Source organism: Bacillus timonensis (assembly GCF_000285535.1).
Taxonomy (GTDB): Bacteria; Bacillota; Bacilli; order Bacillales; family Bacillaceae_L; genus Ferdinandcohnia; species Ferdinandcohnia timonensis.
On record NZ_HE610985.1, the window covers coordinates 1,384,324 to 1,399,447 of the forward strand.

Annotated in this window: 15 protein-coding genes; 6 read left to right on the top strand and 9 right to left on the bottom strand. The window is 36.8% G+C overall.

The annotated features are described in order from the left end of the window. Window positions 1-224: helix-turn-helix domain-containing protein (locus BTHG_RS24440; RefSeq protein WP_010283503.1), on the bottom strand; the 224-nt coding region annotated here is incomplete at its 3' end. 145 nt (window positions 225-369) lie between these two features. Between BTHG_RS24440 and BTHG_RS07175 the strand changes: the two genes are divergently transcribed. Together BTHG_RS07175 and BTHG_RS26700 are read left to right on the top strand one after the other, a co-directional pair. After that, complete coding sequence (locus BTHG_RS07175; RefSeq protein WP_010283504.1) at window positions 370-1,512, top strand: MFS transporter; 1,143 nt, start codon at window positions 370-372, stop codon at window positions 1,510-1,512. 66 nt (window positions 1,513-1,578) lie between these two features. Beyond that, window positions 1,579-1,749 (top strand): hypothetical protein, encoded by a 171-nt coding sequence (locus tag BTHG_RS26700; protein WP_157256141.1) that lies wholly within the window; start codon window positions 1,579-1,581, stop codon window positions 1,747-1,749. Here the strand turns inward: BTHG_RS26700 and BTHG_RS07185 are convergent. Further along, window positions 1,746-3,167 carry an aldehyde dehydrogenase family protein gene (locus tag BTHG_RS07185; protein ID WP_010283505.1) on the bottom strand — a complete coding sequence of 474 codons (1,422 nt, stop codon included), beginning with the start codon at window positions 3,165-3,167 and terminating at the stop codon, window positions 1,746-1,748. The genes BTHG_RS26700 and BTHG_RS07185 overlap by 4 nt on opposite strands. Before the next feature lie 173 nt (window positions 3,168-3,340). Between BTHG_RS07185 and BTHG_RS07190 the strand changes: the two genes are divergently transcribed. Then, window positions 3,341-5,422 (top strand): transglycosylase domain-containing protein, encoded by a 2,082-nt coding sequence (locus BTHG_RS07190; RefSeq protein ID WP_026021726.1) that lies wholly within the window; start codon window positions 3,341-3,343, stop codon window positions 5,420-5,422. A 314-nt stretch (window positions 5,423-5,736) separates the two neighbouring features. On the opposite strand, the gene BTHG_RS07195 is transcribed toward BTHG_RS07190, so the two are convergent. The 3 genes from BTHG_RS07195 to trhO all read right to left on the bottom strand — a co-directional run bounded on the left by BTHG_RS07195 (window position 5,737) and on the right by trhO (window position 7,721). Continuing rightward, the gene (locus BTHG_RS07195; protein ID WP_010283507.1) at window positions 5,737-6,363 is read right to left on the bottom strand and encodes an NUDIX hydrolase; all 627 of its coding nucleotides are present in this window, start codon (window positions 6,361-6,363) and stop codon (window positions 5,737-5,739) included. Window positions 6,364-6,379: 16 nt separating this feature from the next. Then, on the bottom strand, window positions 6,380-6,646 hold the full coding sequence (locus tag BTHG_RS07200; RefSeq protein WP_010283508.1) for a hypothetical protein: 267 nt from the start codon (window positions 6,644-6,646) through the stop codon (window positions 6,380-6,382). Window positions 6,647-6,752: 106 nt separating this feature from the next. Further along, the gene (trhO, locus tag BTHG_RS07205) at window positions 6,753-7,721 is read right to left on the bottom strand and encodes an oxygen-dependent tRNA uridine(34) hydroxylase TrhO (RefSeq protein ID WP_010283509.1); all 969 of its coding nucleotides are present in this window, start codon (window positions 7,719-7,721) and stop codon (window positions 6,753-6,755) included. A 223-nt stretch (window positions 7,722-7,944) separates the two neighbouring features. On the opposite strand from trhO, the gene BTHG_RS07210 reads away from it, so the two are divergent. Together BTHG_RS07210 and BTHG_RS07215 are read left to right on the top strand one after the other, a co-directional pair. Next, window positions 7,945-8,760: a bifunctional hydroxymethylpyrimidine kinase/phosphomethylpyrimidine kinase gene (locus tag BTHG_RS07210; RefSeq protein WP_010283510.1), complete on the top strand. Its 816-nt coding sequence runs from the start codon at window positions 7,945-7,947 to the stop codon at window positions 8,758-8,760. A gap of 197 nt (window positions 8,761-8,957) precedes the next feature. After that, a complete protein-coding gene (locus tag BTHG_RS07215; protein ID WP_010283511.1) occupies window positions 8,958-9,203 on the top strand; it encodes a helix-turn-helix domain-containing protein in 246 nt (81 codons plus the stop codon). 39 nt (window positions 9,204-9,242) lie between these two features. Here BTHG_RS07215 and modA read toward each other — a convergent pair whose 3' ends face one another. The 4 genes from modA to BTHG_RS07235 form a co-directional block, all read right to left on the bottom strand. Continuing rightward, window positions 9,243-10,013: a molybdate ABC transporter substrate-binding protein gene (modA, locus tag BTHG_RS07220; protein ID WP_010283512.1), complete on the bottom strand. Its 771-nt coding sequence runs from the start codon at window positions 10,011-10,013 to the stop codon at window positions 9,243-9,245. Between the two features lie 85 nt (window positions 10,014-10,098). After that, window positions 10,099-11,256, bottom strand: coding sequence for an acyl-CoA dehydrogenase family protein (locus tag BTHG_RS07225; protein WP_010283513.1), 1,158 nt, complete (start codon window positions 11,254-11,256; stop codon window positions 10,099-10,101). A 151-nt stretch (window positions 11,257-11,407) separates the two neighbouring features. After that, on the bottom strand, window positions 11,408-11,749 hold the full coding sequence (locus BTHG_RS25700; RefSeq protein ID WP_157256144.1) for a DUF2680 domain-containing protein: 342 nt from the start codon (window positions 11,747-11,749) through the stop codon (window positions 11,408-11,410). 343 nt (window positions 11,750-12,092) lie between these two features. Then, entirely contained in the window at window positions 12,093-12,785 is a 693-nt protein-coding gene (locus tag BTHG_RS07235; protein WP_010283515.1) for a TerC family protein, read from the bottom strand. A 167-nt stretch (window positions 12,786-12,952) separates the two neighbouring features. On the opposite strand from BTHG_RS07235, the gene BTHG_RS07240 reads away from it, so the two are divergent. Beyond that, entirely contained in the window at window positions 12,953-15,088 is a 2,136-nt protein-coding gene (locus BTHG_RS07240) for a GDYXXLXY domain-containing protein (RefSeq protein ID WP_010283516.1), read from the top strand. Window positions 15,089-15,124 lie beyond the last annotated feature (36 nt).

Sequence of the window (15,124 nt, forward strand, 5' to 3'; positions counted from 1 at the left end):
AATTTTAAAATCATTTCTTCGGCACTTTTAGCCAGGTATTCTCCCTGTGGTGTAAATTTGACACCGCGCCTATCCCTATTAATCATTTTAATTCCAAATTCCTTTTCAATTTGTTTGATCCGATTTGTTAAGGCCGGTTGTGAAATAAATAGTTGCTTCCCTGTTTTTGTAATATTTTTATTTTCATAGAGTACTTTAAGGATTTCCCAATCCTGACTGCGCATATCGAACACTCCTATCTAAACTTCATTTTAGATATTCATAAATCTTATGACTGTTAATTCAAATACAATATTTTACTTATATCTATCAATATACTATATTTATCAATACATAAGAAAGAATGAGTTAATAGGTGAGGGGAAAAACATGATTCTTTGGATAGTCATCATCATCTGTACTGGGTTTCAGACAATTTTAAACACAACTAGACCTATCATCACGTTGTATGCTTCCGAAATGGGAGCGAATACGTTTGATATCGGAATTTTGACAGCAGCCTATGCCTTTTTTCCGTTACTATTTGCAATACATGCAGGGAGAATTGCTGATAAAATTGGGGATCGATTACCTGTACTTCTTGGTTTAGTTGGGATTACAGCAGGAATGGTTATCCCATACTATTTTCCTTCTATGCTGAGTTTGTTTATTTCGCAACTCATTGTAGGAACTGCAGCAGTGTTTATTACGGTTTCTTTGCAAAACATACTTGGAAATATTGCAACAGAGGAAAAACGAGATCAATATTACAGTTTATTTGGAATTGCGACTGCTATGGGTGCAATGATTGGTCCTATCATCGGGGGCTATTTAGGGGAGCATATTTCTTATTCTTCTGTTTTTCTTGCTTCGATTTTCATCAATATCATTCCTATTTTGATTTCATTTTTCATTCCTGTTTTACGTAAACAAAAGGCCAAACAAAAAGCGAGCATTGGTGCTTCAATCGGTTTATTAAAAATGCCTTTATTACGAAAAGCACTAATTTCAAGTGCGCTTGTCCTTTATTCAAAAGATATTTTCATCGCATATTTTCCGCTGTTTGCAAAACAGTATGGAATTTCAACATCGACAATCGGATGGATTATCTCAATTCAGGGTCTAGCGATTATCCTCGTTCGATTCTTATTACCTGCTTTGACTGAAAAGCTAGGAAGAGACAGCGTTTTAATTGCTTCCGTTTTTATGGCAGGAATATCGTTTTTATTAGTTCCGTTTACTGGAAGTGTGATTTTATTAGGAGCATTAAGTGCCCTTATGGGACTTGGTTTGGGATGCGGTCAACCACTTTCGATGACTACTACCTATAATGCCTCACCAAAGTCCAGGACTGGGGAAGTTTTAGGATTACGTCTTGCCTCAAATCGACTTTCTCAGTTAATTGCACCCGTCTTTTTTGGTGTGGTGGGATCATGGGCTGGCATTTTTTCAGTGTTCTTTATCAGTGGAACATTTTTACTGGGCGGATTATTCGCCATTAAACCTGAAAGGAAAAGGAAACTAGCTTCATAACAAATGTGCAAGCGCCTTGAAAGATGAACATCGACTAAATACTGCCACGTCCTGTGGCAAACGTCGATGTCAGCACTTCCTGTGCAAGTCCGACAAGCACAAGATGGTCTGGCTAGAAGGTTGTTCTTTGACCTTCTTGACGGAACAGGTTGTGACCTCGAGGGGCTAGGCGCTGGAACTAGACGTAAAAAAACGGTAAAAGCCTACAGCATGTGTGCTGTAGGCTTCCTTTATTAGAGTTTAAATGATACAAATTTTAATTCTGTCATTTCTTCTGTAGAATATTTTATTCCTTCTTTTCCAACACCGCTGTTTTTCACACCACCATATGGCATATTATCTACTCTAAAGGTTGGAATATCATTAATAATTACTCCACCAACTTCCAAACGGTCTGCAGCCTCAAATGCTTTTTTTATACTTGTGGTGTAAACCCCTGCCTGTAATCCATATTCTGAGTTATTTACGAGCTCGATCGCCTCATCCCATGTTTTGTAAGAATTAACAGACACAACTGGACCAAATGCTTCATTACAGGAAATGGATAGATTTTCACCAGTATTAACTAGAATAGTTGGTTGAAAAACAGCTCCTTCTCGTTTCCCACCAATAACGACATTTGTCCCAGCTTGTTCAGCTTCTTTTACCCATTTTTCAATTCGATCCGTTTCGGTCGGATTAATGAGGGCTGATACATCTGTGGTTTCTAAATTCGGGTCACCGAGAACGAATTGACTAGTATAGTACTTCATTTTTTCAACGAACTCTTCAAATAAATTTTCATGGACATAAATCCGTTGTACCGAAATACATACCTGCCCTGCAAAATTGAAGGCACCTTCTGCACAGCGAGCAGCTACCGCGTCAAGATTATCCGTACTATCTATAATAACAGCAGCATTTGAGCCTAATTCTAGGGTAACACGTTTTAGTCCTGCTTTTTCTTTAATTCGCGTGCCAACTGGTACACTACCTGTAAAAGTAATCATTTTCACACGCGCATCCTGAACAAGCAGGTCTCCAACAACACTACCTTTACCTGTTACAACATTTAGTGCCCCTTCTGGAAGACCAGCTTCTTCAAATAGTTTTGCAGTCATAATTGCGCTTAATGGTGTTTGTGATGCAGGCTTTAAGACAACTGTATTTCCCGCAGCAAACGCTGGTCCAAGCTTATGCGCTACAAGATTAAAAGGAAAGTTGAAGGGTGTAATAGCCGCGATAACACCCAGTGGTTCTCTTTTTGTGTATCCGAATCTACCTTTTCCGCTTTTTGCAGCATCTAGCGGTACTGTTTCTCCATGAAGTCGTTTTGCTTCTTCTGCTGCGAATTTATAGGTTTCGGCTGTTCTCATGATTTCTGTCCTTGCTGCTTTTAATGGTTTTGCATTTTCAGCAGCGAGGATAAGAGCACATTCTTCAAGTCTTTCGGTGAAAAGATTGGACACTTTCTCCAGTATTTCCGCACGTTCAAATGATGTTAAATCTCGCATTATTTTAGTTGCTTCTTGTGCACTTGCAATCGAATTTTCTACTTGTTCTATTGTGGCAAGTGGTATCATCGCAACTACTTCTTGATTATAGGGTGAGCGTAATTCTTCGTACTCTACGCCTTCTTCCCAATTTCCGTTGATAAATAATTTTTGTTTTTCCATCTATTTATCCCTCCCGTAACACTTTTTAATTTAATCATACTACTATTTAAAATGGCTTTAAACTATACTTAAATTATATTATATTTCTCATAACCAAATAACTGTATTAAAATATAAGTTCAAGCTATCTAATGAATGGAGAAACAAATATGAGAGGTTTATTTGAAAAAATAATGCCGTATATAAAACGTGTCTGGCAATCTATTAAACGATTTTGGCGTGAAAAGCATCTTACAAAAATTTTATTGCTGATAATGTTAGTTTTTATTTTAGTGTCTATGCTCTTCTTTGCCTTTATGGCTAGTCAGGCCAACGTTCAATCATTGAAGGACGGTTTGCGTCAATCAACTGTTATTTATGATAAAGACGGTGAGGTTGCATCCAATATTTTGACAAATCGAACTGAAGGTGTATTAGTTGAAGACCTGCCTGACCATGTAAAAAATGCAGTAATCGCAATTGAAGATGAACGCTTTTATTCCCACAATGGATTCGACATTAAAGGGATTATGCGCGCCTTTTTTAATAATCTGTTTGCCAGAAGGATCACTGGTGGTGGAAGTACGATTACGCAGCAGCTTACTAAAAATGCTCTACTTTCTCCTGAACAGACCTATAAGCGAAAAATTGAGGAGCTCTTTCTAGCATTAGAAATTGAGAAGCATTATTCCAAGGACGAGATTTTGCAAATGTACTTAAACCAAGTCTTTTTCGGAAATGGTTCATGGGGAATAAGCCAAGCTTCAAAAAAATACTTTAATAAAGATATTGAAAATGTATCGATTAGTGAGGCTGCCATGTTAGCCGGTCTCCTTCAAGCTCCTTCTGCCTTAGATCCTTTTCGAAATTACGATGGAGCAATCAAAAGAAGAAATACCGTATTATTAAAAATGCATGAATTAAAAATGATCTCTGATAATGAATATGCACAAGCAAAAGATGAGGAAATTAAGCTTGAGGATGGCGGTGGAAGCTATATCGAAAGAAACTATCCTTATTATGTAGATGCCGTGCTTGATGAAGCAATTAACAAGTATGGACTAACACAAGAAGAAATTCTCACGCGTGGATATCGCATCTATACAGAAATGGACCAAAATATACAATCCGCTCTTGAAGCAGTCTATAAAAAGGACTACCTTTTTCCAAAAAGCCGGGACGTACTCGTGCAAAGTGGTGCTGTAATGTTACACCCTGAAACTGGAGGAGTACTTGGTTTAGTCGGAGGCCGTGGTGATTATGTGTTCCGTGGTTTCAATCGTGCAACACATTTGAAAGCACAGCCAGGGTCAACGTTGAAGCCATTAGCAGTATATACTCCTGCACTAGAAGAAGGCTATGAAGTAACTTCGGTGTTAGTAGATGAGTTGAAAACATATGGAGATTACACACCTGAGAATTTCTCAAGGACGTACCAAGGAGAAGTTAAAATGTACGAGGCGCTTGAAGATTCATTAAATGCGCCAACTGTTTGGCTATTAGACCAGATTGGCCTGGAAAAAGGACTTGATTCCTTGCGAAGATTTGGCATCCCGATTGAAAAAGAAGATGAATATCTTGGCATTGGACTTGGTGGAATGCATAAAGGTATTTCTCCTTTAAAATTGGCTGAAGGCTATTCGGTTTTTGCAAATGATGGAAAGCGTACAGATGGGCATCTCATTTCTAAAATAGTAGGTCCGACTGGGAATGTGATTGCCGAACATAAGGTCAAATCAACTCGTGTAACTTCTAAAAAGGTAGCCGATGATATGACATCAATGCTACTAAATGTTGTTGAAACAGGTTCAGGTAAAGGAACAAAAATCGCTGGGGTTGAGTTAGCCGGCAAAACTGGTTCAACTCAACTTCCATATAAAGGTATTAACGGCACAAAGGATCAATGGTTTGTTGGATATACGCCAAATTTCGTTGGGGCCGTTTGGTTAGGCTATGATAAAACAGACAAAACACATTATGTCCCTGGTAGCAGTTCAGATTATGTCGTTCCTTTATTTAAAGCAATCATGGAAGAAGTACTCCCGACCGTAGAAGTGGAACCATTTGAAGTCGTCTCTGTTAATGCGAAGCTTTCAGGACAAGAAAATCGAAAAACAATCACAAAAGAAGAAATAAAAGAACAAGCTGAAAAAATCGAAGAATCATTAAAAGAAGAAAGTGCAAAATGGAAGTTAGTATTAGAAGAAGCAAAAAAAGATCTTAAAGATGTTAATCAAAAGGTTAAAGAGAAACTTAGAGGTTTATTTGATAACTAGATGGATATAAGTAGAGTATTGCTCGATCGAGCAATACTCTTTTTCGTGATGATTTAAATATGGTTAAATTTACATAATGATAAACGAAAAGCCCTTATTTAGGGCTATCAAGGTGTAGACAAAGTCAGTACTGATTTTGTCTACATGAATTTTTAAGGATATCTAAATTTTAACTCAAGTCCCAGACTGTCTTGAAAGCGCTCGTCAGACAAGGCGCGCAGCTGAACGAAGACGCGAATAGAAGTTGCCGAATGAGCTCAACGAGCGAGGCAAGCAACGCAGTATGCGAGCGTTTGACAACAGTCTGAAAGCCCTTATTTAGGGTTTTTTTCTATGACTTCAATAAAATGTCTAAGTATTTCAGCAGTTAACCCCCAAATGACACGGTCCTCGTAATAATAGAAGTACTCATTCATTCCCCTTATCTGCCATTTGTAATTTTCTCCTCCAATGATATCGTTAAATGGAAAATTTTCTTCCGGTTCGACATGAAACTTAATTTTAAAGTTTTTCGGGGGATTTGTTTTAAAAAAAGATAAAGGTACTGTAAACACTTCTCCAACTTCTGCGGAATTCGGCCTGATTTGTTCGGGTTTGTTAATCACACCGACAAATGGATAAATAATCGTACCGAATGGCGATACAAAATAATCCAGTGGGGATACATCGGTTATCTGCTTTTCATTCACTCCTAATTCTTCCATCGTTTCCCTTATGGCAGTATGCTGTTCATTTTTATCAGTTGAATCCATTTTCCCACCTGGAAAGCAAATTTCCCCTGGCTGCCTTCTCAATTGATTGGAACGAACCTCAAATAAGATATGAACCTCATCCTCTTTTTTAATTAAAGGAAGAAGTATGGAAAAGTGTGTAAAATTCCCACGGCCCAATATAGAAGGTGTTCGGTCTTTTACTATAGATATAATGTTATCGATTTCCATAATTCACCTCAAATTGTTATTGTTTTAACTCTTTGAAAGCTTTAATAAATGCATCTGGATCTTCTTTTATATTATAGGAGAATACTCCCTGATTTGTGTGGAGGTATAAAAAGCTTGTTCTGTAGGAAACATCATATACATGTTCTAGTTGAAATTCATTAACAGAAGAAAGAATTCGGTCATCGAACAATCGTAACTGATGTTGTGTTTCAATATACTTTTGTTCATTCCACTCTATTTTTCTTTGGATAACTATGTAAGGATGGGATGTAATAAAATTCACGATTCGCTCCTTTCCTTTTACTCTATTGTACCAGAATTTCTAGTTTGGGTTATAAGTGCATGATATAAAAAACCACAGTGACCTCAATTCACTGTGGTTTTCATCATTATTGTTGTACGGGTTCTTTTTCAAGAGCTTCTAAACGCTCTGCTACTTCTTCTTCAGTTAAACCATTCTCCGCTACATAGCGGTTGCGTGGGTGTACACGGCATTCATGTGTGCAGCCTCTTAAATATTTATGCTCATTTTCTTCAGAACATAGAATTTGCTTATTACATTCAGGGTTTGCACAGTTTACATAGCGTTCACATGGTTCACCAGTAAAATGGTCTTTACCGACAATTACGTGTTCCTTATGGTTTACTGGAACAGCAATTCTTTCATCAAATACATAAAGCTGACCATCCCAAAGGTCACCTTGTACTTCAGGATCTTTTCCGTAAGTTGCAATACCACCATGTAGTTGTCCAACTTCTTCAAAACCTTCTCTAACTAACCAACCAGAGAACTTTTCACAACGAATTCCACCCGTGCAATAGGTTAAAATCTTTTTACCCTCTAGCAACTCTTTGTTTTCACGCACCCAATCTGGAAGGTCACGGAAAGTTTCAACATCTGGTCTAATTGCACCTCTGAAATGTCCTAAATCATATTCATAGGTATTTCGGGCATCTAGAATAATTGTATTTTGATCCTGCATTTTTTCATAAAATTCTTTTGGACTTAAATATTTTCCCGTTAATTCAAGTGGATTAATATCGTCTTCAAGGCTTAAATTTACAAGCTCAGGACGTGGTCTAACATGCATTTTCTTAAATGCATGTCCATCTGCTTCATCAATTTTAAATACAGTGTTTGCGAAGCGTGGATCTTTTCTCATTTCTTCCATGTACTTATCAGTTTGTTCAATTGTACCGGAAACTGTTCCGTTGATCCCCTCTGTCGCTACTAAAATACGGCCTTTCAGACCGATTTCTTTACAGAAAGCAAGATGCTCAGCTGCAAATTCCGCTGGGTTTTCAATTGTTACATACTGATAGTAAAGTAATACTCTATAAGGTTTTGTTTCTGTCATAATTTTCGACCGCCTATCATTAATATTTGCAAGATATGAATGTGTTTAGGATCGAATTACACTTTTCTCTTACAATAGTGTATTGTATCAAACTCTATACTAGAAAATCAATTTTTTATACCTTCCTTTTATTGTAAAAGCTCTTTTTTTATCATATTATATCTATTTGTGACAATTGTTATATAATATTAAATGTCAAACTTAAGAGATGGGGGTTTCAAATATGAGTTTACCAAAAGCGTTAACAATTGCAGGTTCCGATAGCAGCGGCGGTGCTGGACTTCAAGCAGACATAAAAACCTTTCAAGAATATGGAGTTTTCGGAATGTCTGCATTAACTGTAATTGTGGCGATGGACCCAAAAAATAGATGGAATCACCAGGTGTTTCCAGTTGACCATGATATTATCAAGGCACAATTAGCCACAATCCTTGATGGAGTTGGTGTAGATGCTGCAAAAACAGGTATGCTTCCTACTGTTGATATTATCGAAATTGCAGCTGATGCTGCGAAAAGGCATAATCTACAAAAATTTGTAGTAGACCCTGTAATGGTCTGTAAGGGTGAAGACGAAGTCCTCTTCCCAGACCATGCTGTTGCATTAAGGGAAATTCTTACACCTCTTGCAACAGTCATTACTCCAAATTTATTTGAAGCTGGACAATTAAGTGGAATTGGTTCAATCACAACTGTCGACCAAATGAAAGACGCTGCTGTTAAGATTCATGACCTTGGTGCAAAATATGTACTCGTTAAAGGTGGCGGAAAGTTAAAACATGATAAAGCAGTGGATGTTTTATATGATGGTAATGAGTTAGAAGTACTTGAAGGCGATCGTTTTGAAACATCTTTTACACACGGAGCTGGCTGCACATATTCAGCAGCAATTGCAGCTGGACTTGCAAAAGGATTACATGTGAAAGAAGCTGTATATGAAGCGAAGAAGTTCATTACAGCAGCTATTCGTCATTCCTTCCAATTAAATAAATATGTTGGTCCGACAAACCATGCTGCACGTCGTTTATACGGAGATAAATAAGTAGCGATTGCACAGCTGTAGCTTGACATTGATTGGATAGCTGTAGACAAGTGCCACAGCTTTTCCAATTCTTTAGGTATTTAAAAACCTGCCTAGACGAATTTTATATATGATGGTAATATTGTGGATATCATAGAATGATAGATTTTTCATTGATCTGTCCACTGGTAATAGCCATAGGTAAGGAGTGTGTAAAAATGCCTAGGATTGACAAAGATATCGTTAAATTTTTACGCAAAAGAAACAACATGACTCAACGTGATTTTGCAAAAGCTGTCAATTGCAGCTTTGCACTTATTGCCCTTGTAGAAGTGGGCAAACGCAGAATTACAAACAATCTTGAAACAAAGATTAAGGAGTCATTCAACTTAGACGACCAGCAAATTTCAGCGCTTGCATCTATCGTTCAAGAAGTTGCAAAGGGTGTACATCCGTATATGTGATTAAAAAAAGCAATTGGACATGTGCTCCAATTGCTTTTTTTAGTGTAATCTTAAAAATCCATATTTCTCGAAAATGGCTAAAGCCTCTTCACTTGATAAAAACTGATAAAACAATGTTGCTTCACTAATATGGTTCGACGATTTTATTACCCCAATCGGATAGATGATTGCAGAATGGGTGCTAGGGTCAATCGTTATGCTTTGAATTTGGTTAGAAATTTCAGCATCTGTTTGATAGACAATCCCAGCATCGACATTTCCTGTTTCTACATATGTAAGTACTTGACGTACGTCTTTTGCCGGGACAATCTTATTTTCAAGTACATCCCACAACTTCAATTTTACAAGACTTTCTTTAGCATATTTTCCTGCAGGAACTATTTCTGGAATGCCTATTGAAATTTGTTCAGCCTTCGTATTTACATCGGTGAGTGACGTAATGTTTTTTTCATTTTCTTTCGGAACGATTAAAACAATTTCATTTCCAATTAAGTGTTGATTAAGTTCATTATGAATAAGTCCCTCGTCCACTAAAACATTAAATTTCTCCATTGAAGCTGATAAAAATAAATCGACAGGGGCTCCTTGTGAAATTTGCTGACTTAGTGTACCAGATGCTCCAAAATTAAAACTAATCTTGATTGTAGGATATTCTTTTTCAAAGCTCTTTGTTAATTCCTCTAGTACGTTCTGCATGCTTGCTGCTGCAGAAACTGTTAACTCTACCTTTTCAGATTCTTGATTTGTCTTGGGTGAGCTACATCCGCTTATAAATAGGAAAAAAATGAGTAATAAAATAAATCTGTACATAAAACACCTTCCCTAAGCTAGTATAGCTGATAGGAAGGTGTTTTAAAAGGTTGTCACAAATGAAAACTTTGCGACAACCCACTTATTATTCCATTTCTTTAAATGCCAAATTTGCTAACTTCGCAATTGTCATATCATCCATTGGTGGGTTATGAAGCCCTGCTCTGACATCACGATAATATCGTTGTAACGGATTCGATTTTTGAAGGCTCCTCGCTCCGACAATTCGCATTGCCTTGTCAACAACAGATATGGCGCTATTTGTTGCAATATATTTTGCTAAGCCGAGCTCAGGACCAAGCTGACTTCGATCATCTAAACGATCCCATTTATCAGCAATTGAATAGAGAACGTGACGTGCTTGTAAGAGTTCTGCCTCCATCTCTCCTACTGTTCGCGCTACATTTGGTATCGTTTTAATTGGTCCAATAATGCTATTTGGTGAATATTCATTTGCAAACGTAACCGCGTAATTTCTAGCTGCAATTGCAATTCCAAGATAACATGCTGGGATATGAAGCAACCAGCCGTTTGGCTGGACTTTTAGCTCAGGTGTTGACATTTCGACTAAATCATCTTCTTCAAGTACTACATTACTAAGAACTAAATCATGACTTCCTGTACCTCTCATGGAAATCGTGTCCCAAGTTTCCTCAATTGTGACTCCTGGTTTTGTGCGTTCAACTAAAAATTCACCTACTTGATCCGTTCCATCTATAGAAGCAATAACTCCAATGTAATCAAGGACAGGCGCCATTGTTGTAAAGGTTTTTCGTCCGGATAGAATCCACTTATTTCCTTCCTTCTTAGCTGTTGTTTGAGGTTTCCCCCCTCTAGTCGGACTTCCTGTTTGAGGCTCAGTCGCCGCTCTGTTAAATAATGCACCTTGTAATACCTGTTTTGCATACCATAGTCGCTTTTCATCGTTCCAACGCTTTTTATCAAACAAATCCATGGTTGCCCCTAGGTGCCAACCTATAGATAACGCTGTTGATCCATCTCCTTGCGCAAGTCGTTCTTGTAGTAATACAAGATCATATAAGGAAAGTCCTTCTTCTCCACCATGTTCCTTTGGTATAGAAAGGCTAGTATAGCCTGATGTTCTCAATTCCTCGAAATTTAATAGAGGGAATTCACCTGCTTCATCATACTTTGCAGCTCTTTCATTGAACTTATCTGCTAATTCACTAACAAGTTTATATAAACGTTCTTGTTTCTCTGTTTTAATAAATGAAATGGGCATTTTCACCTCTCCTCCCTATTGTCAATGTTTTATGAAATTCATTATTCTTATTATACTACTAGGAATACAAGAAATAAAAAAAGAAACTCCACCTAATGGTTTGGGTGCTTTCCCAAATCAGGTGGAGATTCCTTATTATTGAAAATGTGCTTTAATCTTGGTCAGTTTTATCCTCATCATCTTTATGCTTTTTATGACGATGCAATGGTATGTATCCATGTTCTTTCACTTTTTCGTAATGTTCATCTAGCCAGTTACGTTTTTTATCGGCTTTTTCTTTTGACAGAACGCCAAATTCAACATACTTATTAAGTATCTCCTTTTTCGTTTTAAGAAGATCAAGATATAACTTATCAAGCTCTTGCTTTTGCTTATCAGTTAATTCAACTTTTGGACTTTCTACATCTTTCCCCATCTCTGCAGATGCTTGAATTCCCCCTAAAAGGAAAAAGCTTAACATTAAAATGATTCCTGACTGAATAATTCTTTTCATCAAAATACATCCTTTCTTCGTTATGTGAAAATTTTCGTGTTTAGTATCCATTATTATCCAAGGAATATACATTGTTTTTTGAAATACCAAAAAGGCAGCCCTATAGGCTGCCACAGACTGTTGACAAACGCTCGCATACTGCGTTGCTTGCCTCCCTCGTCCGCTCATGAAGGATAACTTCTATTCGCGTCTTCGCTCAGCTGCGCGCCTTGTCTGACAAACGTTTTCAAGACAGTCCGGGAATTAAATTTATATTTAGATATCCCTAATAATTCGTGTAGTGTAGACAAAGTCAGCACTGACTTTGTCTACACTCTGAGGCAGCCCTATAGGCTGCCATCTTTTATGAAGCTTTTTGTTTTTCTTTAATTGATTGTGCTTTCGTTTTCTTCATCTTTGTTCCAATCAATACAACAGCTATAATAACCAGAACTTCAAATGTGTATTTGAACCAGGGATTGTCAAAGACATCCTGAAGGAATGGTTCACCCACAATCATTTTTGCAGCTGTCCATGCAAGTATTGCTGAACCTATTGTAACAATGATTGGAAATCGATCGATTAATTTGATAAACAACGTACTTCCCCAAACCATGATTGGAACGGAAATAATTAGCCCCAGAATAACTAATAAAAAGCTACCATGGGCTGCCCCCGCTACACCAAGAACATTATCAAGACCCATCAATGCATCAGCAACAATAATGGTTCTTACTGCTGACACAAAGGATCCTTTAGCCTCTATTTCATGATCATCTTGTTCATCGGTGAGAAGCTTATAGGCTATCCAGATGAGGAGAATTCCCCCAAGAAGGTGCAATCCGGGAAGTTTGAGAAGCCATACTACAGCTAATGTTGCGGCAGCACGTATGATAATTGCTCCAACGGTTCCCCAAATGATTGCTCTTTTTTGCTGTTCCTTTGGTAAATTTCTTGCGGCTAAACCGATTACTATCGCATTATCGCCTGCTAAGACGAGATCAATTACTACAATTGCAAGTAGAGTTGAAAAGAACTCTGCTGAAAACAATTCCATACGTAATTCACCTCGAGAATAGGTTTCCCCAAATTACATGTAACTTTTATGAAAATAAAGGTATCATAATTGGAAAAATATATTATAATCGTTACAACGATTTGTTATTACAACATATAGTACTAGTAGAAAATTTTTATTTTTCCTAGGGAAATGGGGAGTATTAAATGAAGAGGCTGATTCCTTTTGGTTACTTTGCTTCGATTAGTTTGTTTTTATCTGGAATTCTTTACTTTTTTGCTGCCAATTGGCCAGAATTTACTCGATTTGAAAAACTGATTCTTGCAGTGTTCGGGATGTTGCTATTTTATATTTTATCGATGATATCCACAAAATTTCTATCTTATCAACTTTTTTTAGGAAAATGGTTCTTAGTTGCAGGTGCGATATCTTTTGGTTTATGTGTCGCATTAATTGGTCAAATTTACAATTCACATGCAGATAGTTATGTACTTTTTCTTGTTTGGTTAATACCGACATTACTACTCGCGCTAAGCACACGTTACTCCCCTGTCGCAATTCTTAGCTTTGTCCTATTTCATCTTGCATATTGGTTCTATATGAATCCCTCATCATACAGCATTGTTCGCACAGATTTTCAAGAGTGGCTCATATTTCTTATCATCGCAGTGCTTAATTTAATCGTGTTTATCATTTCATTTACACATCTACTGAGTAATAAAGCTATTAGGTATATGTCTTATACCATGGCCCATCTTATGTTAATTGGAATGAGTATTTTTGAATTATATGAACCATATAGCGGCTGGACAAACATCTTATATATTTTATTTGCAGTTCTCTCTTATTTTTATCTTGTTACGAAAAAAATTGATAAATATCTTTCCATTATTTTATTTACAATGGTCAGCATATATGTTTGTACCAAAATCATCGAAATTCCGTTTTTATTTGGAGATGCACTCGGATATCTTGGATTACAAATAATTGGCTCAATTGCCTCTATCGCCTTAATTATCGGTGGCGTCATGTTAGCAAAACATTTGTCATCAAAACATTCTGAAACCATAATAGGTCAAGCAATAAAAGGAACATTAATTGTAATTGTCACCCTTATAGGTTCCTTCATGTTTTCAATTAGTTTTGGAGGAGTACTCTTCCTGCTATTTTCGAGTTATTATGCAACAGTTGTGTTAAGTCTTTTATTTATTAGTGTTGGGCTATTTGTAAAAAGGCTTGGGCCATATGTCAGAAATACCTTGCTATTTATTGGATTCTTCTCGGGTTTATTTGAAGCATTTTTCCTTTCAACTCCTATTACGATTTTCTTTATCATCGTATCAGTTATCGTAACTGTTGTTATGAAAGATGGTTTGATTCGCTTCTTAAGTTACACAACTATCATTGGCTGTTTAGTTAACCTTTTATTTGATGAATTAGGCCTATGGGAACATGTAGAGGTAGTTTTGATTGGTGTCGCACTATTAAATGTGCTTATTTATTATTTTGTTCAATCACATGCTGCGCTTAAACGAATCTGTTCTTTTTATGCCTTACTCTTTTTCTATATGCTTACCTTTTTAAATGATATGCTTTGGCAGGAAATTTTATATAGCCTATTGTTTTTCATCATCACAACACTACTTATCCTTTACTTCTCACGCCAGGATGATGTATTTCTTTATCGCATGACTTTGTTGTTCTGGATAGCTTTATTGGTTTCGACATATTATGATTTTGTTTGGTCACTTGTCCACAAATCACTTTCACTCCTTATTATCGGGCTTGTGTTTTTTATTATCACCCAATTCTTTGAACGCAGATTAGGAATAAAAGAGATAAAAAAAGAAAAGCAATTTAAGAAAAAACAATGGAGTCTAGTTGGACTCATACTCCTTTTACAGTTAGGATTTATTGGTTATCAAATTGGTAGCAATGAATCACAATTAAAAAGCGGAAGAGAAATCAAGCTTGAATTAGCTCCCGTTGACCCACGTTCCATGCTTCAAGGGGACTATGTCATTTTGAGATATGAAATTGCAGAAATCAATGAACTAGAGAATATGCGTTCAGGAAATAGAGTCTATATCATTGCAAAAAAAGATAAAAATGGGGTATATCAACGTGAGAATATCCTCACTTCAATCAATCCTGATGAATATCAACTCGCCAATGACGAGGTGCTCATTGCAGGTAAATACAATGGCTATAATGGAGTAATACTTGGGATTGAAAGTTATTTTGTAAAAGAAGGAACAGGTCAAGATTTACAACGTGATGCCAAATATGCAAAGGTAATCGTTTCGATAAACGGAAATGCATTACTCAAATCTATACATTAAGGAGCCACATGGCTCCTTTTTTCATGCAAAAAAACA